Source organism: Citrobacter sp. Cpa228 (assembly GCF_030333085.1).
GTDB classification, from domain to species: Bacteria; Pseudomonadota; Gammaproteobacteria; order Enterobacterales; family Enterobacteriaceae; genus Citrobacter; species Citrobacter pasteurii.
This window is the reverse complement of sequence record NZ_JAOWGQ010000030.1, coordinates 150,930-171,448: the sequence shown is the minus strand read 5'-3', so window position 1 is coordinate 171,448 and position 20,519 is coordinate 150,930. Positions and strand designations below refer to the sequence as shown.

20 protein-coding genes are annotated in these 20,519 nt (G+C 51.4%); 11 read left to right on the top strand and 9 right to left on the bottom strand.

Annotated elements, in window-relative coordinates; all coding sequences use genetic code 11:
• Positions 1-260: 260 nt before the first annotated feature.
• Complete coding sequence (locus OGX91_RS01115; RefSeq protein WP_005126724.1) at positions 261-1,184, bottom strand: LysR substrate-binding domain-containing protein; 924 nt, start codon at positions 1,182-1,184, stop codon at positions 261-263.
• Between the two features lie 233 nt (positions 1,185-1,417).
• Between OGX91_RS01115 and OGX91_RS01110 the strand changes: the two genes are divergently transcribed.
• The 4 genes from OGX91_RS01110 to OGX91_RS01095 all read left to right on the top strand — a co-directional run bounded on the left by OGX91_RS01110 (position 1,418) and on the right by OGX91_RS01095 (position 6,026).
• Positions 1,418-2,320: a manganese-dependent inorganic pyrophosphatase gene (locus tag OGX91_RS01110; protein WP_005126725.1), complete on the top strand. Its 903-nt coding sequence runs from the start codon at positions 1,418-1,420 to the stop codon at positions 2,318-2,320.
• Between the two features lie 122 nt (positions 2,321-2,442).
• Positions 2,443-3,786 carry a 2-oxoadipate dioxygenase/decarboxylase HglS gene (hglS, locus tag OGX91_RS01105; protein WP_005126726.1) on the top strand — a complete coding sequence of 448 codons (1,344 nt, stop codon included), beginning with the start codon at positions 2,443-2,445 and terminating at the stop codon, positions 3,784-3,786.
• A gap of 193 nt (positions 3,787-3,979) precedes the next feature.
• Positions 3,980-5,635, top strand: a complete 1,656-nt coding sequence (locus OGX91_RS01100) for a glucan biosynthesis protein D (protein WP_005126727.1) — start codon at positions 3,980-3,982, stop codon at positions 5,633-5,635.
• 166 nt (positions 5,636-5,801) lie between these two features.
• Complete coding sequence (locus OGX91_RS01095; RefSeq protein ID WP_003020276.1) at positions 5,802-6,026, top strand: HP1242/YdcH family protein; 225 nt, start codon at positions 5,802-5,804, stop codon at positions 6,024-6,026.
• Between the two features lie 66 nt (positions 6,027-6,092).
• On the opposite strand, the gene alr is transcribed toward OGX91_RS01095, so the two are convergent.
• Positions 6,093-7,319, bottom strand: coding sequence for an alanine racemase (alr, locus tag OGX91_RS01090; RefSeq protein WP_005126728.1), 1,227 nt, complete (start codon positions 7,317-7,319; stop codon positions 6,093-6,095).
• A gap of 219 nt (positions 7,320-7,538) precedes the next feature.
• On the opposite strand from alr, the gene rimL reads away from it, so the two are divergent.
• Positions 7,539-8,084: a 50S ribosomal protein L7/L12-serine acetyltransferase gene (rimL, locus tag OGX91_RS01085; RefSeq protein ID WP_199947013.1), complete on the top strand. Its 546-nt coding sequence runs from the start codon at positions 7,539-7,541 to the stop codon at positions 8,082-8,084.
• On the opposite strand, the gene ydcK is transcribed toward rimL, so the two are convergent.
• Complete coding sequence (gene ydcK, locus OGX91_RS01080; protein ID WP_149692272.1) at positions 8,076-9,056, bottom strand: YdcK family protein; 981 nt, start codon at positions 9,054-9,056, stop codon at positions 8,076-8,078. The two genes, rimL and ydcK, sit on opposite strands and share 9 nt — an antisense overlap.
• 113 nt (positions 9,057-9,169) lie before the next feature.
• On the opposite strand from ydcK, the gene tehA reads away from it, so the two are divergent.
• From tehA to OGX91_RS01065, 3 genes are all read left to right on the top strand, one after another.
• Positions 9,170-10,171: a dicarboxylate transporter/tellurite-resistance protein TehA gene (tehA, locus tag OGX91_RS01075; RefSeq protein ID WP_005126731.1), complete on the top strand. Its 1,002-nt coding sequence runs from the start codon at positions 9,170-9,172 to the stop codon at positions 10,169-10,171.
• Positions 10,171-10,767 (top strand): tellurite resistance methyltransferase TehB, encoded by a 597-nt coding sequence (gene tehB / locus OGX91_RS01070; protein ID WP_005126732.1) that lies wholly within the window; start codon positions 10,171-10,173, stop codon positions 10,765-10,767. The genes tehA and tehB overlap by 1 nt, the downstream gene beginning before the upstream one ends.
• Before the next feature lie 142 nt (positions 10,768-10,909).
• Positions 10,910-11,581, top strand: coding sequence for a DUF3313 domain-containing protein (locus OGX91_RS01065; protein WP_149692273.1), 672 nt, complete (start codon positions 10,910-10,912; stop codon positions 11,579-11,581).
• A gap of 36 nt (positions 11,582-11,617) precedes the next feature.
• Here OGX91_RS01065 and OGX91_RS01060 read toward each other — a convergent pair whose 3' ends face one another.
• Complete coding sequence (locus OGX91_RS01060) at positions 11,618-12,526, bottom strand: DMT family transporter (RefSeq protein WP_040230977.1); 909 nt, start codon at positions 12,524-12,526, stop codon at positions 11,618-11,620.
• A 184-nt stretch (positions 12,527-12,710) separates the two neighbouring features.
• Here OGX91_RS01060 and OGX91_RS01055 point away from each other — a divergent pair, with 184 nt between their 5' ends.
• A complete protein-coding gene (locus OGX91_RS01055; protein WP_040230980.1) occupies positions 12,711-13,580 on the top strand; it encodes a helix-turn-helix domain-containing protein in 870 nt (289 codons plus the stop codon).
• Here the strand turns inward: OGX91_RS01055 and OGX91_RS01050 are convergent.
• Positions 13,563-14,729, bottom strand: a complete 1,167-nt coding sequence (locus OGX91_RS01050) for a benzoate/H(+) symporter BenE family transporter (protein ID WP_005126738.1) — start codon at positions 14,727-14,729, stop codon at positions 13,563-13,565. The genes OGX91_RS01055 and OGX91_RS01050 overlap by 18 nt on opposite strands.
• A gap of 104 nt (positions 14,730-14,833) precedes the next feature.
• On the opposite strand from OGX91_RS01050, the gene OGX91_RS01045 reads away from it, so the two are divergent.
• Together OGX91_RS01045 and OGX91_RS01040 are read left to right on the top strand one after the other, a co-directional pair.
• Entirely contained in the window at positions 14,834-15,370 is a 537-nt protein-coding gene (locus OGX91_RS01045) for a helix-turn-helix domain-containing protein (RefSeq protein WP_005126739.1), read from the top strand.
• A gap of 79 nt (positions 15,371-15,449) precedes the next feature.
• On the top strand, positions 15,450-17,411 hold the full coding sequence (locus tag OGX91_RS01040; protein ID WP_155021076.1) for a peptidase U32 family protein: 1,962 nt from the start codon (positions 15,450-15,452) through the stop codon (positions 17,409-17,411).
• Here the strand turns inward: OGX91_RS01040 and OGX91_RS01035 are convergent.
• From OGX91_RS01035 to OGX91_RS01020, 4 genes are all read right to left on the bottom strand, one after another.
• Positions 17,408-17,638 carry a DUF2554 family protein gene (locus tag OGX91_RS01035; RefSeq protein ID WP_005126741.1) on the bottom strand — a complete coding sequence of 77 codons (231 nt, stop codon included), beginning with the start codon at positions 17,636-17,638 and terminating at the stop codon, positions 17,408-17,410. The genes OGX91_RS01040 and OGX91_RS01035 overlap by 4 nt on opposite strands.
• A 189-nt stretch (positions 17,639-17,827) precedes the next feature.
• Positions 17,828-17,953 (bottom strand): DUF2474 domain-containing protein, encoded by a 126-nt coding sequence (locus OGX91_RS01030; RefSeq protein ID WP_005126742.1) that lies wholly within the window; start codon positions 17,951-17,953, stop codon positions 17,828-17,830.
• The gene (cydB, locus tag OGX91_RS01025; protein ID WP_040230985.1) at positions 17,953-18,963 is read right to left on the bottom strand and encodes a cytochrome d ubiquinol oxidase subunit II; all 1,011 of its coding nucleotides are present in this window, start codon (positions 18,961-18,963) and stop codon (positions 17,953-17,955) included. The genes OGX91_RS01030 and cydB overlap by 1 nt, the downstream gene beginning before the upstream one ends.
• Positions 18,963-20,366 (bottom strand): cytochrome ubiquinol oxidase subunit I, encoded by a 1,404-nt coding sequence (locus tag OGX91_RS01020; RefSeq protein ID WP_040230988.1) that lies wholly within the window; start codon positions 20,364-20,366, stop codon positions 18,963-18,965. Before OGX91_RS01020 ends, cydB begins: the two co-directional genes overlap by 1 nt.
• Between the last annotated feature and the right edge of the window lie 153 nt (positions 20,367-20,519).

Below are 20,519 nucleotides of genomic sequence, written 5' to 3'. Positions count from 1 at the left end.
TGTATTGTGGTATTAACTTAATTGGATTGGTTTTTTATGTCTCATTGAATTCTAAAAGAAAATTTTTAAATGTAAGCTTGAGTAGGGGATTTCATCAGCCATTATTCGATAGAGATATCATTGATAATAAGTATTGCTTAATTTGCTTGTAAGGAAAAATACAGCTTCTGGCTGTGTTCTATGACGGTTTTATCGTCCATATATTGAACATTTACATGGGTTGGGCCTGCCGGTAATAACAGACCCAATCATCAATACGATTAAACAGGTACGGTTTTGCGTATTGCGGCGATAAGTATCTGGGCGGCCTGAGAGAGTTGCACATCGACACGAGTAATAATACCGATGGGCTCACCCGCACCATGGGTGGGAATTGGCAATGACACCAGCGTTGCCTGGCGCAGATCTTCTCTAACCGCGCCTGAAGGGACAAACCACACATAGTCGTAATCAACCGTCAGTTGACGGGAGAGCGATGCTGACAGCGTTTCAATACAACCCGACGGCATTTTACAGCCCTGACTTTGCAACAATGCCTCTGCGTGCTGGCGAGGGGCGGTTCCTTTCGGCGAAACCACCACTGGCCACTCAATCACCCGGCTCAGCGTGATGGTTTCTTGCAACAATGGATGGTTAGGGCGCACGACAAGTTTGAGCGATTCCAGAAATAACAGTTCGTAGTTCAGACCGACCATCAATTCCGGATCGGCCATACGCCCAATGCCGAGATCAATTTCTCCTGACTTTAAACCCGCCAGGATCATGGGATTACTCATGGTGGCAACCTGCAGCGTGGTTTCCATTTGCTGCTTATGGAACGAGCCAATGACAGCCGGAAGAATACCCAATGCAGCTGTTGGCAAGGCACCAATACGCACGACATCATTCTGAGATTCTTCACGATGATTTAATGCCTGTCCGGCAGTGTTGAGTGCATCAAGCACTCTTACCGCATGGGTAAGAAACTGCTCGCCGGGCAATGTTAACTGTGCACCAAGGCGACCGCGTTCAAAGAGTCGGGTACCGGTTAGTTGCTCCAGTTCGTTCAGCGTTTTGGAGAGGGCTGGCTGACTCAGGTTAAGGGTTTCGGCCGCACGTCCCAACGTTCCCTGTTGGGCAACGGCGACAAAGGTATGAAGATGGCGCAAGCGAATGCGCTGATTGAACAGAACATTTTTTTCCATAAGCGATGTTAAAAACAGAGCCGTATTGGTGACAAGTGAAGTTGTTTGTTTTTGATAACTTGATAGCAAAATATTATTAACATTTAACGTGTTTTACTTACAACTGATTTATTTTGCTTATGTTTTGTACAGCATCATGGCGGGGTGGTGGGATCATGGAAGGGAATGTGTCCAGTCGATATACTTTCGTTATTGTTGGCTTTTGAACCCTTCTCTTCACAAGGCACTGATTGATGATACATGTAATAGGGCACCTTAACCCCGATAGCGATGCCATTTGTACTGCCGCCATGACGGCGCGTTGGCTTACTTTACGCGGCCAGCAGGCGACGGCATGGCGTCTGGGCGAACCGAACCGCGAAACGCAATTTATCTTTGCGCATGCAGGGCTGGCAATGCCTGAGCGGCTGACGTTTCCGCTGACCGATCTTGATGTATGGCTGGTCGATTTCACTGAGCCTGCTCAGGGGCCGGAATCGCTGTCTGAGAGCAATGTCGTCGGTATCATCGACCATCATCGACTCGGCGGATTAGTGACTCGTCTTCCTCCAGAGGTCTGGGTCAAACCTGTTGGCAGCAGTGCGACGCTGTTGTGGCAACTGATGACGGAAGATGAGCGCAGCCAGTTATCTGCCGCCGAGGCCGTTTTACTGCTGGGCGCTGCGCTGAGTGACACTGTCACGCTCCGTTCTCCGACAACGACCCCAGACGATCGCCAGGCTGTGGATGAGCTGGCCCAAAAAGCGGGTGTGGATCTGGACGCTTTTAGCCGTGATCTGTTGTCGGCCAAAACCAGCGTCGAAGGCATGAGTGCCCGTGAGCTGCTGCATAAAGACATTAAAACGTTCACCATTCATGGGCATAAAGTCTGCGTGGCGCAACTCGAGCTGTATGCACTGCGCCAGGTTGACGGTGTGCTGGACGATCTCCGCGAGGAGATGACCCGTTATGCTGAGGAAAATCAGGCTGCGCTGGTGGTACTGATGCTGACGGACATCAATCTTGGCGATACCAGCCTGTGGTTCGTTGGATCTGAGTTGTCAGAGTTACCGCAACCCTGCAAGGTCGAAGGCATGCTCAGTCGTAAAAAACAGATGCTGCCATGGCTGGAAAGTCATTTAAAACCACGTCAGTAAGCTTCAGTTCACTGCCCGGTGGGTGGGGAGAATTTATGCGGGATCACAGTTTGTAAATTCTTCCCACCGGAGTCAGCGGTGTTCTCTACACTCCAGGTAATATTCACTGGAGGCATGACATTATGGCGAACACCATCACGGCAGATGAGATTCGGGAACAATTTTCGCAGGCTATGTCAGCAATGTACCAGCAGGAAGTCCCGCAGTATGGCACGTTGCTGGAACTTGTCGCTGATGTGAATCTGGCGGTACTGGAAAATAATCCGACGCTACATGAAAAATTGGCTAATGCGGATGAACTGGCGCGGCTCAATGTTGAACGCCATGGGGCAATTCGGGTCGGTACTGCGCAGGAGTTGTCTACACTGCGGCGGATGTTTGCCATTATGGGGATGTATCCGGTCAGCTATTACGATCTCTCCCAGGCCGGCGTCCCCGTCCATTCCACGGCGTTTCGACCCATCGATGATGCCTCGCTTTCGCGCAACCCGTTTCGGGTATTTACGTCACTACTACGCCTCGAATTAATCGAGAACGTGGTGTTGCGCCAGCAGGCCGCGGAGATCCTCGCAAAGCGTGATATTTTCACGCGTCGTTGTCACGAATTGCTGGATGAGTTTGATGCGCACGGCAGTTTTACGCAGGCGCAGGCGCAAGAGTTTGTGCATGAGGCGCTGGAAACGTTCCGTTGGCATCAACACGCCACCGTAGATGAACAAACGTATCATGCCTTGCATAACGAGCATCGGCTGATTGCCGATGTGGTCTGTTTTCCCGGTTGCCATATCAATCACCTGACGCCGCGCACGCTGGATATCGATCGGGTACAGTCGATGATGCCGGAGTGCGGTATTACACCGAAAATTCTCATTGAAGGCCCACCACGGCGCGAGGTGCCCATCTTGCTGCGTCAGACCAGCTTTAAGGCGCTGGAAGAACCGGTGTTGTTTGCCGGCGAAATGCGTGGAACTCACACGGCACGTTTTGGCGAAATCGAACAGCGCGGCGTGGCGCTGACGCCAAAAGGCCGGGAGTTGTACGACGAACTGTTGAGTAAAGCGGGGACGGGGAAAGATAACCTGACGCACCAGTTGCATCTTCAGGACGTGTTTAAGGCGTTTCCGGACAGCGAGTTTCTGTTGCGCCAGCAAGGACTTGCCTGGTTTCGTTATCGTCTGACGCCGTCGGGCGAAGCGCATCGCCAGGCTATTCGCCCGGATGACGACCCGCAGCCGCTCATCGAGCGGGGCTGGCTGGTTGCTCAGCCTATCACCTACGAAGATTTCTTGCCGGTGAGCGCCGCAGGGATTTTCCAGTCTAATCTGGGTAATGAAACGCAGGCGCGCAGCCACGGTAATGCCAGCCGCGATGCCTTTGAACAGGCGCTGGGCTGCGCAGTGTATGATGAGTTTGCGTTGTATCAGGAGGCAGAAGAACGCAGTAAACGGCGGTGTGGTTTACTTTAACTGAATTTACATGGATTTCGGCCTGTTCTCATCGACATAAAATATTTTCGATTTTGTACAGATAATCGGCGACCAACAATTGGATTATTAATGAATTTTGTCTAGAGTGGGCGGTCAGAAATGTGCACTCTCTTGCCGCAGATTTTGACCGGCGCGGGACCATTTACACGACCAGAAGGACTCACTTTCAGGCATGAATCGCAGACGATTTATTAAAGGTTCAATGGCAGTGGCCGCCGTGTGCGGAACCAGTGGTATTGCATCACTCTTTTCCCGTGCTGCCTATGCGGCAGAGTCTGACATTGCAGACGGAAAAACCGTACGTTTTGATTTTTCCGTTCTGCAATCGATGGCCCATGATTTAGCACAGAAACCCTGGGGCGGCTCGCCGCGCGCATTGCCGGATACGCTGGCTAAACTAACGCCGCAGGCTTACAACAGTATTCAGTACGACGCAGAACAGTCACTGTGGAACAACGTTGAAAATCGTCAGCTTGATGCGCAGTTCTTCCATGTGGGCATGGGTTTTCGTCGCCGCGTGCGCATGTTCTCGGTTGATGACAGTACGCATATGGCGCGTGAGATCCACTTCCGCCCGGAGCTTTTCAAGTACAACGATGCCGGTGTGGATACCAAACAGCTGGAAGGGCAAACTGATCTCGGTTTCGCCGGTTTTCGCGTGTTCAAAGCGCCTGAACTGGCCCGTCGTGACGTAGTGTCCTTCCTGGGAGCCAGCTATTTTCGCGCCGTAGATGACACCTATCAGTACGGTTTGTCGGCGCGTGGTCTGGCGGTTGATACGTATACCGACAGCAAAGAAGAGTTTCCGGACTTCACCGCATTTTGGTTCGAAACGGTTAAACCGGGTGCCACTTCATTTACTGTTTATGCACTACTCGATAGCCCAAGCGTAACCGGCGCGTTTAAGTTTGTGATCCACTGTGAGAAAACGCAGGTGATCATGGATGTGCAGAATCATGTCTATGCGCGTAAAGACATCAAGCAGCTCGGCATTGCGCCGATGACCAGCATGTTCAGCTGTGGTAACAATGAACGCCGGATGTGTGACACCATTCACCCGCAAATTCATGATTCCGACCGTCTGGCTATGTGGCGAGGCAATGGCGAGTGGATCTGCCGTCCGCTGAATAACCCGCAAAAACTGCAGTTTAATGCCTATACCGATAACAACCCGCGCGGATTTGGCCTGCTGCAGTTGGATCGTGACTTCTCCCACTATCAGGACATCATGGGTTGGTACAACAAGCGCCCAAGCCTGTGGGTCGAGCCACGTAACCAGTGGGGCAAGGGAACCATTGGCTTAATGGAGATCCCGACGACCGGTGAAACGCTGGATAACGTCGTCTGCTTCTGGCAGCCGGAGAAGAAGATCAAAGCTGGCGATGAGCTGGAATTCAAATACCGTCTGTACTGGAGCGCTCAGCCGCCGGTGCGTTCGCCGCTGGCTCGCGTGATGGCGACCCGTACAGGCATGGGCGGCTTCCCGGAAGGATGGGCGCCGGGCGAGCACTACCCGGAAAAATGGGCACGACGTTTTGCCGTTGATTTCGTCGGTGGCGATTTAAAAGCCGCCGCGCCGAAAGGTATTGAACCGGTAATTACGCTTTCGAGTGGTGAAGCGAAACAGATTGAGATCCTCTACGTTGAACCTATCGATGGCTACCGGATCCAGTTTGACTGGTATCCGACATCTGACTCAACCGATCCGGTAGATATGCGTATGTTCCTGCGTTGTCAGGGCAATGCCATCAGTGAAACCTGGCTGTATCAGTATTTCCCGCCAGCGCTGGATAAACGTCAGTACGTTGACGACCGTGAAATGCGTTAATTGCTCTTCTGATGGCTCTCCTTCCGGGGAGCCATTGCTGAAACTTCTATCGTAACAATCTGTACACTATTTACTCGATCCTGTTCGCATTTTTCCCTGACCTAACCGGGTAAGCTGATCATGTGTATTTCTTATACACATTCTTTACCACTAACAGGGAGAAAGTATGTTTCCAGAATACAGAGACCTTATTTCCCGACTGAAATCCGAGAATCCTCGTTTTCTGTCCTTATTCGAAAAACACAACAGCCTTGATCATGAGATTTCCAGACTGGAAGGTTCGGATGGTCGGGGATACAGTTTGGACATTGTTCGTCTTAAGAAACAGAAACTCCACCTGAAGGAAGATTTGCTCAAAATTTTGCAAAGAGAGAGTGTCAGTGAGAGCTAAATAGTACTGTGCTCACTGTGTAAAAGGGCTTCCAGCGAGAAAAGGAAGCCCTTCCTGTTTTAGGCGTTAATCGACCATCACGCGTTTGTTTGTCGCCCCCCAGAGGATCGACATTTCAGTGAACAGCGCGCCGCTAATTTCTTCGACTTCTTCTGCGCTCACCTGCGCATTTCCCTGTTTACCGAATAACACTACTTCATCGCCGGAGGCAACCTGTGGTAGATCGGTCACATCAACAATCACGGTATTCATGGATGTTTTACCCAGCACCGGAACCCGCTGGCCGTGGATCAATACGTGCCCCACATTACTGAACACACGACGATAGCCATCAGCATAACCCGTCGGAATATTGGCAAGAACGGAATTACGTTTAAGGGTATAGGTTCTGTCATAGCCGACGGTATTTCCTTTGGGATAATGGTTTACCGACGCGATTGCGGATTTAAACGTCATGACGCGTTTGTATTCGGTGCTGGCAATGGTATCGCCATAAAAAATACCGCCAACACGCACCATGTCGAGCCAGGATTCAGGAACGGTCAGGGTGGCGAACGTATTCGCGACATGCAGGGTGACATCTTCGCGCTTAAGCCCGGTAATTTTGAGTACCTGGGCCGATTGCGTATTGAAACGGGCCAGATCGCGTTTTACCACCGCCGCATCTTCTTCCGGAAAATGCGACATGATGCCAACAATTTTCAGACCGGGTAACATGGAAATGGCGCGGGCCTCTTCCAGACCTGCCGCGGTGCTGACTTCCAGACCGTTTCGTGACATACCGCCAGAGTTCAGTGCCAGATGGATACGAATCGTTTTCCCTTTCTCGTGGGCAATTGCACTCAGACGTTTAGCCATATCCAGATTGCCAATCAGCTCTTCGGTATCAAAATCTGCCGCCTGGCGCATCTCTTTTTCCGTCGCGTTGCGAACGCGCATTAGCTGCGATGTATAGCCTGACTGACGAACAATGCTAATCTCCTCGTTGCTGGCGATGCCAATACACTGCACACCGTTTTGCATCATCACCGGCGTAACCAGTGAGAGATCGTGGCCATACGCATCGCCTTTAAGAATGGCGCACATCCGGGTTTTGTCTCCCAGCAGTTGCTGAACTTTATGAATGTTATATTCCAGCGCGCTACGGGAAATTTCCAGCGTGGTATTATCCACAACCTGTTGTTTGTTAACGGCAAAGGGGACAGGACCCGCTTGCGTGGTGGGGACGGGTTGGTGACAGGCGGTAATCAGTAAAAGCGGAATAAGTGCTAAACGACCCAAAGGTGCTGCCATGCTTGCTCCTTAGCAATAGAATGAAAGTGTTGTTGTCATCATTACGGCCTATCCAGATATGGGATAACCGGACATCCAGAGTAACGGCTTCCGCACCAGAGATTGTTTCTAAGTGATTGCTGTTACAGCATAAAAATATGACATTCTCGGTGCTAAACAGATTAATATCGGCTACTGCCAGTCAGATATCCCCCGTTTACAATCGCAAAGGAGATAAACATGTCAGAAATTATTACCGTCAGTGACACGCTGGAACTGCGGGCAGTAGAAGAACAATACGTCACGCCTTTGCATCAACTGGTGCTCAAAAATAAAGTTTGGCTCCAGCGGTCGCTGAACTGGCCGCAGCTTGTCGAATCTGAGGACGATACGCGTAAGAATGTGCAGGGGAATATGATGTTGCACCAGCGTGGCTACGCCAAAATGTTCCTTATCTTCAAACAAGATGAAGTGGTTGGCGTTATCTCATTTAACCAAATAGAACCGCTGAATAAAGCGGCTTACATTGGCTACTGGTTGGATGAAGTTCATCAGGGACAGGGCATTATGTCACGGTCGCTACAGGCATTGATTCATCATTATGCGCAACGTGGTGAGATCCGCCGGTTCATTATTAAATGCCGCGTGGATAACCAGGAAAGTAACCAGGTGGCGCTGCGCAACGGTTTTCAGCTGGAAGGGTGTTTAAAGCAGGCAGAGTTCCTCAATGGTGATTACCATGATGTGAATCTCTATGCTCGCATCATTGATAGCGATTCAGAATAAACCGGCGAGGGGGGTGCGCGTAATACGCTGTTCGCCGTTGATCACTTTTGGCCCGCGCAGATGGATTGCATCACCATCAAAGGCTTCAACGTGGGCCTGCCCGGTTATCTCAATATGATGCTCGATCAGCACTTCACCCAGAATACAGGCGTGGCCTTCAATCAGGATGTGACCATCCAGCAAGAGTGGCCCGCCGCGTAATTTTGCATGTCCCCCGACCAGCACATGGTGTTTCAGGATACAGTTACCTTCAACCACTGCATGCTCAGCCACCTGTGAGCTATAGCGCAGGGTCGGTATCGCATCTTCATCGGTACCAGCGATGATGCGGGCGTTGCCGTATACCTTCGCACAATCGCAGATCCAAACGTTATTTTCCTCATTACCCTCGATGTGAGCACAATCAAAAACTTCGGCGCGGTGTTCAATAAAAGCGTAGTCAATGGTTGCATCGCCATAGATCTGCACCTGGTGCACAATGCGTGAATGGTTTACGGTTGCGCGATCATATATTTGTAGGGGCTGGTCACTTTCACGGGTTAACCCTTTAGCGGCGATGACTTCGGAGCCTCCCAGAATACGTGCATCACCCGACAAAAAACATTCGCCACGTACAACAGAATCCTGAATGGTGACATTGTCACGTATTTGCGCGCCATGGCTAATTTCAGCCCGATCTATCCATACGGCATCGCCAATCTGAGCGCCATCTCTGATCACGCTGGCCTGCGTAATGCGGGCATTTCCAGAAATGGTTGCCCCCGCAAATGCCATCGCGTTCTCATCGTAAATCCAGCAATCACCACACTGCGCCAGTACGGCTTCATTATCAATCCAGCCACCATGCGTGCCAGCCGGAACATCATTAAAATCGAACAGTGCAATTATCTGGCGTAGTAATACGCTTCTTTTGTTGCCATTATCCTGGTAACTGAAGGAGCGAGGTTCGTCGCTCAGACGGTATTTGGTCATAGCTCATTTCCGTGTTGCGCACCTTAGTTAAACGTAGCAAAGTTTTCCGTACTGGCTAAATCAGCGTAAATTCCATAAAATGCATTTCAAATATACTTTAAAAAATAAACAAAATGAGTAAGAACAAGCAGAGTGAACAGGTCCTCAATCTTCCTGCTGGTTATTTTGGCATGGTACTGGGCATCATAGGGATGGGATTTGCGTGGCGTTATGCCAGCCAGGTGTGGTCTGTGAGCCACTGGATCGGCGACGGTCTGGTCATCCTCGCAATGGTCATTTGGGGGCTGCTGACGCTGGCCTTTTTTAGTCGCTTACTGCGTTTTCCGCATAGCGTTTTGGCGGAGATTCGTCATCCGGTGATGAGTAGCTTTGTCAGTCTGTTTCCGGCCACAACCATGCTGGTCGCGATTGGTTTTGTTCCCTGGTGTCGACCGCTGGCGCTTGGCTTGTTCAGCATTGGGGTCGTTATCCAACTGGCGTACGCGGCGTGGCAAACCGCGGGATTATGGCGCGGGGAGCACCCAGAAGAAGCCACCACGCCGGGGCTGTATCTGCCGACTGTCGCCAATAACTTTATTAGCGCAATGGCCTGTGGTGCGTTGGGTTTCAACGACGCTGGATTGGTGTTTTTGGGGGCTGGGGTATTTTCCTGGCTCAGCCTGGAGCCGGTGATCCTGCAACGTTTACGCAGTTGCGGCGAGCTGCCAACGGTATTACGTACTTCACTTGGCATTCAACTGGCGCCTGCGCTGGTCGCCTGCAGCGCCTGGCTTAGCGTCAATGGCGGCGAGGGCGATACGTTGGCGAAAATGCTGTTCGGCTATGGTCTGCTGCAACTTCTTTTTATGCTACGCCTCATGCCGTGGTATCTGTCTCAGCCCTTTAATGCGTCTTTCTGGAGCTTCTCGTTTGGCGTGTCGGCTCTGGCGACAACGGGGCTACATCTGGGACACGGCAGCGAATCAGGATTTTTTCATACGCTGTCGATCCCACTGTTTATTTTTACCAATTTTATCATTGCATTATTACTGGTACGTACGTTTGCATTGCTGATGCAGGGAAAACTACTCATCCGCACGGAGCGTGCTGCATTACTGAAATCTGAGGATAAATAATGACCCTTTGCGACGAAAACTACTTTACTGAGAAATACGATTTAACCCGTACGCATTCCGATGTCGTTGAAGCGGCGAAAATTGTTAAACCAGGTAAAACGTTAGACCTGGGCTGCGGCAATGGCCGTAACAGCCTGTACCTTGCGGCAAACGGCTATGACGTGACAGCATGGGATAAAAATCCCATGAGCATCGCTAACCTTGAGCGTATCAAAGCAGCCGAAGGGCTGACTCATCTGCAGGCGAGCGTCGCGGACCTTAATGCGTTGAGTTTTGATGGTGAATACGACTTTATCCTGTCTACCGTAGTGCTGATGTTCCTCGAAGCAAAAACTATTCCGGGGCTTATCGATAATATGCAGCGTTGCACGAAACCGGGTGGATATAACTTAATCGTTGCGGCGATGGATACCGATGATTTCCCGTGCACCGTTGGCTTCCCGTTCGCGTTTAAAGCGGGGGAATTACGCGACTATTACCGCGGATGGGAACTGCTGAAATATAACGAAGACGTGGGCGAACTGCATCGTACAGACGAAAACGGCAATCGTATTAAACTGCGTTTTGCGACCATGCTGGCCCGCAAAATCGGCTGATGGCCCACGCTCTGCGTTCAGCATTTTTTGTGCTGAGCGCAGAAATAAAATTGTGCGGCGCTTACCATTTTTCGCACATCTAAAATGATTTCCTTTTGCTACTATTTCAGATGCATATCTGCAAATACTAAGGGATCGTTCCATGCGTGCTCAAACTTTATTTAAAGTTGCAGTGCTTACGGGTTTACTGGCGTTATCAGGCTGTGCGTCAAAAATAACGCAGCCAGATAAATATTCAGGTTTTTTGAAAGATTACTCTGGTCTGAAGGAAACTAAATCGGCAACAGGACTGCCTGTGCTGCGTTGGGTTGATCCCAACTTCAATGAGTCCAAATATGACAGTATTGTGTATAACCCGATAACCTATTATCCGATTCCTAAACCAACGACTCAGGTTGGGCAACAGGTGCTGGATAAACTGTTGAGCTATACCAATACGCAAATGAAAAGCGCCATTAGTAAACGTAAACCTCTGGTGACGACCCCCGGCCCGCGTAGCCTGATATTCCGTGGCGCAATTACCGGTGTTGCAACCAGCAAGGAAGGGCTGCAGTTCTATGAAGTGGTCCCGGTTGCGTTACTCGTCGCGGGGACACAAATGGCGACAGGTCACCGTACCATGGATACTCACCTCTATTTTGAAGGTGAGTTGATCGATGCGGCAACTAATAAGCCGGTGATTAAAGTGGTACGTCAGGGTGAAGGCAAGGATCTGAACAACGAGAGTACGCCGATGGCGTTCGAAACGTTGAAGAAAGTTGTTGATGACATGGCGACAGATGCCTCCATGTTTGATGTCAACAAAAAACAGTAACGCTGAGCGCACCATCTTTTGGATGGTGCGCTTTTTTTATGCCGTCCGACGACGGTACAGTAGTTTCTCCATTAACGCCTCCGGGCGTGCAAACATCACCAGATTACCCAGCAAAATCAGCACTAATCCAGCAATTGCGTTAGCCTGCCAGACGTATCCTTCATACAGCGTTGACAGCGTGAGCGCCACCAGCGGGAAAAGCAGCGTACTGTAGGCCGCCTTACTCGGACCGATGCGTCCTACCAGCGTGAAATAGGCGCCAAAAGCAATTACCGAGCCAAAAATAGCCAGATATAACAGCGCGCTAAGATAGCTGAAAGTCCACTGCGGCGTGAAGTTGTCCCCGCGCACCAGCGCAATGACGGCGATCAGTAGCGTACCATACAGCATGGCCCAGCTGTTGGTGGTCATCACCTCAAGCCCTTTTTTCTGATGACGCAGGCTTATCATATTGCCCAGGGAAAAACCAAACGTCCCCAGAGCGCTTAAACCAATACCCAGCAGCAGCGAATGGTTGAACCCGCTGTTGAGCAAATCCTGCCAGAACAGGGTGATGATACCCGTCAACCCTAGCGCCGCGGCGAAATAAAAGCGTACCGGTGGTTTTTGCCCAAAAAAGATAAAACTATTCACCGCATTGAACAGCACGGCCATCGAGAAAATCACCGACTCCAGGCCGGTATTAATCCACGCTGCGGCGGTGTAAAAACACCAGAAATTGAAGCAAAAAACACACCCGCCCTGTAACAGACAAAACAGGTGGTCGCGTCGGGAGAGTTTACGCAATTTGCCGCTGAACAGCAGGATAAGGATCATCACCGAGCTGGCAACGGCAAAACGCCAAAAGATAGAAACTGGCGCAGAAACTGGGCCTTGCTGCAAATAAATCGCAATCCATGTTGTTCCCCAAATAACGACGACCAGACAGTACAACAGTGCGTTCATACAACTCTCTCATTTTTGTAATCAGACCCACACTGTGTCACGCCTGGCGGTAGGGGGCTTTCATCGGTTTGCGGTCGACTTGCAAAATCTTGCGCTTTTTTCTCGCAAACATGAAAAGGAGGCTGTGAACAACATGTTGCTGATATAGACTGAAAGCCTGCTAACCTGTTCTGAATGTGATGGTATGTCTCAGCCCTACGGTGCCTTTGAAAACTTACGCAAACATAATGCCGTGCTGCATGAGTCGGTTGCGTTACATTCAGGGATTCAGCTGGCGGCGTGGTCAAACAAACGCGACACCATTACCCAGTATTGCGATCACCACACGCTCAGCCTATATGTTGCGGATGGCTACGAGAGTTATCACAAGACGGCGGGGGGCTGGAAAAACGGCGGCGGCCCGGATCGCTTCTGCCTGATGCCGAAAGAGAGCGAATCCAGTTGGGATATTCGTGACGATCTCTCCTTTGTACATCTTTATTGTACCGACGCGCATCTACGGGAAGTGGGTGAGAAAGTTTGGGACAAAAGCCCTTACAGCTTCACGCTGGACGAACATACGTTCGGCAGCGATCCGGGAATCACGGCGGTTTATCGCCAGTTTTTACTGGGTAATGACTGGCAGCAGCCGGCTAATCACCTAACGCTCAGCGCGGCATCTTCGCTGTTGCTGACGCATCTGATTCAACATTACAGCAACGTTCAATGGCGGCCGCCGGTGGTAACGGGTGGGCTTGCGCCAGCCACATTGCGCAATGTGCTGGCCTATATTGACGCGCATCTGGCCTACCCAATGACCCTCAGCGATTTGGCAGGTGAAGCGGCACTGAGCGATTTCCACTTTGCCAGAATGTTTCGCCAGTCGATGAATATGGCCCCGCACCAGTATGTTATGCAGCGTCGTATGGCGCTGGCGCAGCAACTGGTCCGTTATTCTTCACGTAGCTTGTCGGATATCGCGATGGCTTGTGGATTCAGTTCAGCAAGCCATTTTAGCAACCGGTTTAAGCAGGTGACGGGCAAGACACCAACGCAATTACGTGCGTCGCGATAATCTCAGCAGGGCATAACATATCCCTCCGGCAATTAATCCCCAGAACGCAGAGCCAATCCCCAATAAGGTCAAACCACTGGCAGTAACCAGAAAGGTGACGATGGCAGCATCTCGCTCCGCTTCATGAAGCAATGCCTGATACAGACTACCGCTAATCGTTCCGAGCAAGGCGAGTCCAGCCAGCATCTGGATCCAGCTTGCCGGCAGAGCGGCCATCAATCCGGTTACCGACCCACCAAACACTCCGGCCAGAAGGTAGAAAATCCCGGCAGCAGCAGCGGCTAACCAGCGTCGCCGGGCATCCTGATGCGCATCCGGACTTTGGCAAATTGCGGCGGTGATGGCGGCAATACAGATGGAGTAGACGCCAAAGGGAGAAAACAGTAACGCCAGCAGCCCCGTGAAAATAATCAGCGGTGAAACGGGCAAGGAATAACCTGATGCTTTCATGGTGGCAATGCCCGGAGCATTTTGTGACGCCATGGTAACCAGGAAGAGCGGCAATGCGATGCTTATACTGTGTGCTAGAGAAAAGTGGGGGGCGATGAATTCAGGCATCACCGGAGATAAATTAATGTTATAAGTGACAATGTCACCTTTTAGCAGTGCGATGGCGATACCCACCAGCATGGCAGCAATGACGGCGTACCTGGGCGCGACAACTTTTAACATCAGCCACGCCAGCAGCATGCTGCCGCACAGGATAAGCTCATTATTAAGGCTATTGAATGCCTGCAAACCAAAACGCAGCAGGATCCCAGCCAGCATTGCCGATGCCAGTGAGTGTGGGATTATCTGCATCAGACGTGCAAACAACCCCGTCACACCACACAGGACTATCAGCGCGTTAGCCACAATAAAAACGCCGATAGCATCCTGAATGGTCACGCCCTGCAGACCCGTAACCAGCAGCGCAGCACCGGGCGTAGACCAGGCAGTCAGGATGGGAGCACGATACCACACTGACAATGCCAGCGTACTCACGCCCATCGCGATTCCCAGCGCGGTCATCCAGCCCGCAATCTGCCCGGTCGTTGCGCCTGCGGCTATCGCCGCTTGCCAGATGATGGCTGCCGAACTGGCATAGCCGACCAGCACGGCAACAAAACCCGATAAAACGGTGGGTAAAGGGATTAATAATGTGCGCATAGCGACTCCGCGTGCGTTATAACGGTCATTTACTGTAGCACTGTGCGTTATAGCGTACAAGTGATAAGCTGATGGGCAGAAACAGGAGATAGAGGAAGGCGACAATGGACAATTTAACCCACTATCTGGCTACCACGCTCCGGACATTACGTCATCAGCGGGAATGGAGTCTGTCGCGTCTGGCAGAAGAAACGGGGGTATCCAAAGCCATGTTGGGGCAGATAGAACGCAATGAATCCAGCCCAACAGTGGCGACGCTATGGAAAATTGCCACCGGACTGAACGTGCCGTTTTCGACATTTATTTCACCACCAGAGTCAGAAGGCACCGCGACTTTTGATCCCCAACAGCAGGCAATGATAGTGACACCGCTGTTTCCGTGGGATCCACAACTCTGCTTTGACCATTTTTCAATATTGCTGGCACCGGGGGCGTTGAGTGAATCTACACCGCATGAAACCGGTGTGGTTGAGCACGTAGTGGTGATTAGTGGCCTGCTGGATATGTGCATTGATGGGCAGTGGCGAACCATCAAATCGGGTGAGGGTGTCCGTTTTGCGGGTGATACTGCACATAGTTACCGTAACAGCAGCGAACAGACGGTTCACTTTCACTCCTTGATCCATTACCCACGTGGTTAATCGGGAAAACTATTCCGAAATGCCGCGCTTCTGACTACAATAGCCGCCATTTTTACCGCTTGTGGATGGTAACAACTGTATGCGCCAGCAACCTCATCACCTTGAATTGTTAAGCCCGGCTCGTGATACCGCCATTGCGCGCGAAGCCATTTTGCACGGCGCGGATGCCGTATACATTGGCGGCCCGGGTTTTGGTGCGCGTCACAACGCCAGTAACAGCCTGAAAGATATCGCTGAACTGGTGCCATTCGCTCATCGATATGGGGCGAAGATCTTTGTGACGTTGAACACGATTTTGCATGATGATGAACTGGAATCTGCTCAGCGGTTAATTACCGAGTTGTATCAGACCGGCGTTGATGCGCTGATTGTGCAGGATATGGGGATTATGGAACTGGATATCCCGCCGATTGAACTGCATGCCAGCACCCAGTGTGATATTCGCAGCGTCGAGAAGGCGAAGTTTCTTTCTGACGTCGGATTCACGCAGATTGTACTGGCGCGCGAACTGAGTCTTGAGCAGATTCACGCGATTCATCAGGCGACGGACGCGACTATCGAGTTTTTCATCCACGGTGCGTTATGCGTTGCTTATTCAGGCCAGTGTTATATCTCTCATGCGCAAACCGGGCGCAGCGCTAACCGCGGTGACTGTTCACAAGCCTGCCGACTACCGTATACCCTGAAAGACGATCAGGGCCGGGTGGTGTCGTATGAAAAACACCTGCTGTCGATGAAAGATAACGATCAGACCGCCAACCTCGGTGCGTTGATTGATGCCGGAGTTCGTTCCTTCAAAATTGAAGGGCGCTACAAAGACATGAGCTATGTGAAGAACATCACTGCACATTATCGGCAGAGACTGGATGCCATCATCGAAGAACGCGGCGATCTGGCACGTTCATCCGCAGGTCGCACTGAGCATTTCTTCACGCCATCTACAGAGAAAACCTTCCACCGCGGCAGCACTGACTATTTTGTAAATGCCCGTAAAGGCGACATCGGTGCATTCGACTCACCTAAATTCATTGGCTTACCAGTGGGTGAGGTACTGAAGGTGGCGAAGGATTATCTTGATGTCGAGGTGTCGGAACCACTGGCAAACGGGGATGGCCTGAACGTATTGATTAAGCGTGATGTGGTTGGATTCCGTGCCAATACTGTAGAGAAAACGGGGAATAATCGTTATCGGGTATGGCCAAATGAAATGCCAACGGACCTGCACAAAGTGCGGCCGCACCATCCGCTCAATCGCAATCTCGATCATAACTGGCAGCAGGCGCTAACTAAGACGTCCAGCGAACGCCGTGTCGCGGTTGATATTGAATTGGGCGGCTGGCAGGAACAATTGATCCTGACGCTAACCAGTGAAGATGGTGTGAGTATCACCCATACGCTGGATGGTCAGTTTGAAGAAGCGAACAATGCAGAAAAAGCGTTGAGTAACTTGCAGGATGGTCTGGCAAAACTTGGACAGACGCTGTACTACGCCCGCGACATTCAGGTGAATCTGCCGGGGGCGCTGTTTGTTCCGAATGGTCAACTCAACCAACTGCGCCGCGAAGCCATCGACATGCTGGATACCGCGCGTCTGGAAAACTACCGACGCGGCAGTCGTAAACCCGTTGCCCAGCCGGCGCCGGTCTATCCGCAGACGCATCTGAGTTTTCTGGCCAATATCTATAACCATAAAGCGCGTGAGTTTTACCACCGTTATGGCGTCCAGTTGATTGATGCAGCCTATGAAGCGCATGAAGAAAAGGGCGATGTTCCGGTGATGATTACCAAGCACTGCCTGCGTTTTGCATTCAATCTGTGTCCGAAACAGGCAAAAGGGAATATCAAAAGCTGGAAAGCCACTCCGATGCAATTGGTGAATGGCGATGAAGTGCTGACGCTGAAATTTGATTGCCGACCGTGCGAAATGCACGTTATCGGCAAGATGAAACACCACATTCTGAAAATGCCATTGCCGGGCAGCGTAGTGGCTTCTGTCAGCCCTGATGAGCTGATGAAAACATTGCCGAAGCGGAAGGGCTAACTCAGGTGTGTATCTGGCTTGCGTGATTTTTGCCAGTGATGGTGTTCGCGTAGATCGGCGGCGGATTCTTCCGCCGTCACCCTCAGCTCATCGCTGTCTGCCGTGTGGCGTAACAAATGATCGGCATCCTGTACCTGAAGATATTCATGTCCCTGATGAGTAGCGAAAAGCTGGCCGGAGAAAAGCGCGCTGGCAAGCAATAACACCGTTAACCCTTTCTTAAACATCATGCACCCTCTGGTACGTTAGCTGTGGAATCGGCAATAATTTCTCCATGTGACTATTCAATATTTTAATCGGGTTAATGGCAATCTCTGTTTTGCCAATTCGATGTTTTTTACATTTTTGTTTAGTCTGCATTAGGATTTGTAACAACCGGGAAGCGCAGCGCGACACGGTTGTTACCAGGGGTAAAATCAGGACTTAAATCCCGCCGCCGTCATCAGTAAGCGAAAGAATGAACCGACGGCCGCCAGGGCCAGCACGCTGCCGCCCCAGAGAATGACCAGCCACATCAGGCGTTTCCAGATAGATTGTTGCATCAATGATACCCCTCACCATGTTGAACTTTGCCGCGGAAAACGTAGTAGCTCCAGAAGGTGTACACCAGAATGATAGGGATAATCAGCAGCGCTCCCACCAACATAAAGCCCTGGCTTTGCGTCGGCGCCGCGGCCTGCCAAAGGGTAATAGACGGCGGAATAATATGTGGCCAGATGCTGATCCCCAACCCGCTGAAACCGAGAAAAATTAAACCCAGCGTCAATATAAATGGCGGGGCATGACTATGTTGCTGGCCCAGAGAACGCCACAGCAACAGACTGATGAGTGCGACCAGCAGCGGAACCGGCATCAGGAACCACAGATTTGGCAGGCTAAACCAACGATCGGCAATCGCACTGTGCGCAAGCGGCGTCCACAAGCTGATAATGGCAATGACAGCCAACATCGCCAGCAGCAGTTTTTTTGCCACACTGCGCATTTTATCCTGTAGCGGTTTTTCGCTTTTCATCACCAGCCATGTTGCCCCCAGCAGGGCGTAAGCCACCACCAGTCCCAGCCCGCAAAACAGCGTGAAAGGCGTTAGCCAGTCAAACGGACCGCCGCTGTAGCTGCGGCCAGTAACGGAAAATCCGTTGAGGACCGCACCCACGACCACTCCCTGGGTAAACGTGGCAAGAATTGAACCGCCCAGAAAGGCTTTATCCCAGAACGGTCGGTGTGCCGGTGTGGCTTTGAAACGAAACTCAAAGGCAACGCCGCGAAAAATCAGGCCAATCAGCATCAGGGTGAGTGGGATCGTCAGTGCATCGACAATGACCGCATAGGCCAGAGGAAATGCACCAAACAATCCTGCGCCGCCCAGTACCAGCCAGGTTTCATTCCCATCCCATACCGGTGCGACGCTGTTGACCATCACATCGCGGTCATCAGCATCCTGAATGGCGGGGAATAAGATACCGATCCCGAGATCAAAGCCGTCCATCACGATATACATCAGCGTGGCGAACACGATAATAACGAACCAGATAACTGATAAATCAATACCCATTAGCGATGTGCCTCAGCTTGAGAATCGAGGACAGCAGCAGAAAGCGGCCGTGCAGGTGTGCCAGTTGGCGGGAGGGTCGGATCATCTTCCTGTGGCCCTTTACGGATCAGGCGAATCATGTAGCTATAACCCACACCGAAGACCGAACTGTAAACCACAAAGAAGGCCAGCAGGCTGATGCTCATATGCAAATCACCATGTGCGGAAACCGCATCCGCTGTGCGTTGCAAACCGTAAACCACCCACGGCTGACGACCCACTTCAGTGGTGACCCAACCGGCCAGAATAGCGATCAGACCAGACGGCCCCATCCACAGCGCGAAACGCAGGAAGGGACGTGAGGTATACAGGCGTTGCTTGTAACGTAACCACAAGGCGAATGTACCCAACAGGATCATCAGCATGCCAAGCCCCGCCATAATGCGAAATGACCAGAACACCATGGTGGAGTTGGGCCTGTCTTCTTTAGGGAACTCTTTTAGCGCCGGGACCTGTTTATCCAGACTATGGGTCAGGATCAGACTACCCAGCGCCGGAATTTCCAGCCCATAGCGGGTGCGCTCTTGCGCCATATCCGGCCAGCCGAACAGTAGCAACGGAGTGGGTTCACCGGGCGGGTTTTCCCAGTGCCCCTCGATGGCGGCAATTTTGGCAGGTTGATGCTTCAGCGTATTCAACCCGTGCATATCACCAATCAATGCCTGCAATGGGGCGACGATTAACGTCATCCACAGCGCCATCGAAAACATGGCTCGAATAGCCGGAGTGTTATTCCCGCGTAATAAATGCCATGCCCCTGACGCTGCGACAAACAGCGCACTGCTGAGGAAAGCGGCAACGGACATATGCAACAAACGATATGGGAATGAAGGGTTGAAAATAACGGCGAACCAGTCGACGGGAACTACCTGGCCGTTAACGATTTCATAGCCTTGCGGTGTTTGCATCCAACTGTTGGAGGCCAGTATCCAGAAAGTAGAAATAATGGTACCCAGTGCAACCATACAGGTGGCGAAGAAGTGAAGTCCCGGCCCCACACGGTTCCAGCCAAACAGCATTACGCCGAGGAAGCCCGCTTCGAGGAAGAAGGCGGTTAACACTTCATAGGTCAGCAGCGGCCCGGTGATGCTTCCGGCGAACTCGGAAAAACCGCTCCAGTTGGTGCCGAACTGATAAGCCATCACCAGCCCGGACACTACGCCCATACCAAAGTTTACGGCGAATATTTTCGACCAGAAATGATACAGCGAACGCCAGGTCGGATTTTTGGTTTTCAACCAGAGACCTTCCAGCACCGCCAGATAGCTGGCGAGGCCGATGGTAATGGCCGGAAAAATGATGTGAAAGGACACCGTAAACGCGAACTGGATCCTCGCCAGGTGAAACGCGTCAAGACCGAACATGCTTAACTCCGCAGGCAAAATTGATTTGGCGCAATTCTAAGCCCCAGGCGAAATGTGGGGCAGAAACAGAACAGTTCTTTTTAACCATAACAGTTGTGCTGCTGTTATAGGTTGGCCAGACTGATATGAAATCTGGAAGCTGGATTCCTGTTA

Coding starts and splice junctions, on each gene's coding strand:
- OGX91_RS01100 (WP_005126727.1), top strand. CDS start 3,980: ATGAATCGCAGACGATTTATTAAAGGTTCAATGGCAGTGGCCGCCGTG.
- OGX91_RS01060 (WP_040230977.1), bottom strand. CDS start 12,526: ATGAACGCACTGTTGTACTGTCTGGTCGTCGTTATTTGGGGAACAACA.
- OGX91_RS01055 (WP_040230980.1), top strand. CDS start 12,711: ATGTCTCAGCCCTACGGTGCCTTTGAAAACTTACGCAAACATAATGCC.
- OGX91_RS01030 (WP_005126742.1), bottom strand. CDS start 17,953: ATGCAACAATCTATCTGGAAACGCCTGATGTGGCTGGTCATTCTCTGG.
- OGX91_RS01020 (WP_040230988.1), bottom strand. CDS start 20,366: ATGTTCGGTCTTGACGCGTTTCACCTGGCGAGGATCCAGTTCGCGTTT.
- OGX91_RS01040 (WP_155021076.1), top strand. CDS start 15,450: ATGCGCCAGCAACCTCATCACCTTGAATTGTTAAGCCCGGCTCGTGAT.
- alr (WP_005126728.1), bottom strand. CDS start 7,319: ATGGCAGCACCTTTGGGTCGTTTAGCACTTATTCCGCTTTTACTGATT.
- OGX91_RS01045 (WP_005126739.1), top strand. CDS start 14,834: ATGGACAATTTAACCCACTATCTGGCTACCACGCTCCGGACATTACGT.
- hglS (WP_005126726.1), top strand. CDS start 2,443: ATGGCGAACACCATCACGGCAGATGAGATTCGGGAACAATTTTCGCAG.
- OGX91_RS01095 (WP_003020276.1), top strand. CDS start 5,802: ATGTTTCCAGAATACAGAGACCTTATTTCCCGACTGAAATCCGAGAAT.
- OGX91_RS01065 (WP_149692273.1), top strand. CDS start 10,910: ATGCGTGCTCAAACTTTATTTAAAGTTGCAGTGCTTACGGGTTTACTG.
- OGX91_RS01115 (WP_005126724.1), bottom strand. CDS start 1,184: ATGGAAAAAAATGTTCTGTTCAATCAGCGCATTCGCTTGCGCCATCTT.
- tehA (WP_005126731.1), top strand. CDS start 9,170: ATGAGTAAGAACAAGCAGAGTGAACAGGTCCTCAATCTTCCTGCTGGT.
- tehB (WP_005126732.1), top strand. CDS start 10,171: ATGACCCTTTGCGACGAAAACTACTTTACTGAGAAATACGATTTAACC.
- ydcK (WP_149692272.1), bottom strand. CDS start 9,056: ATGACCAAATACCGTCTGAGCGACGAACCTCGCTCCTTCAGTTACCAG.
- cydB (WP_040230985.1), bottom strand. CDS start 18,963: ATGGGTATTGATTTATCAGTTATCTGGTTCGTTATTATCGTGTTCGCC.
- OGX91_RS01035 (WP_005126741.1), bottom strand. CDS start 17,638: ATGTTTAAGAAAGGGTTAACGGTGTTATTGCTTGCCAGCGCGCTTTTC.
- OGX91_RS01110 (WP_005126725.1), top strand. CDS start 1,418: ATGATACATGTAATAGGGCACCTTAACCCCGATAGCGATGCCATTTGT.
- OGX91_RS01050 (WP_005126738.1), bottom strand. CDS start 14,729: ATGCGCACATTATTAATCCCTTTACCCACCGTTTTATCGGGTTTTGTT.
- rimL (WP_199947013.1), top strand. CDS start 7,539: ATGTCAGAAATTATTACCGTCAGTGACACGCTGGAACTGCGGGCAGTA.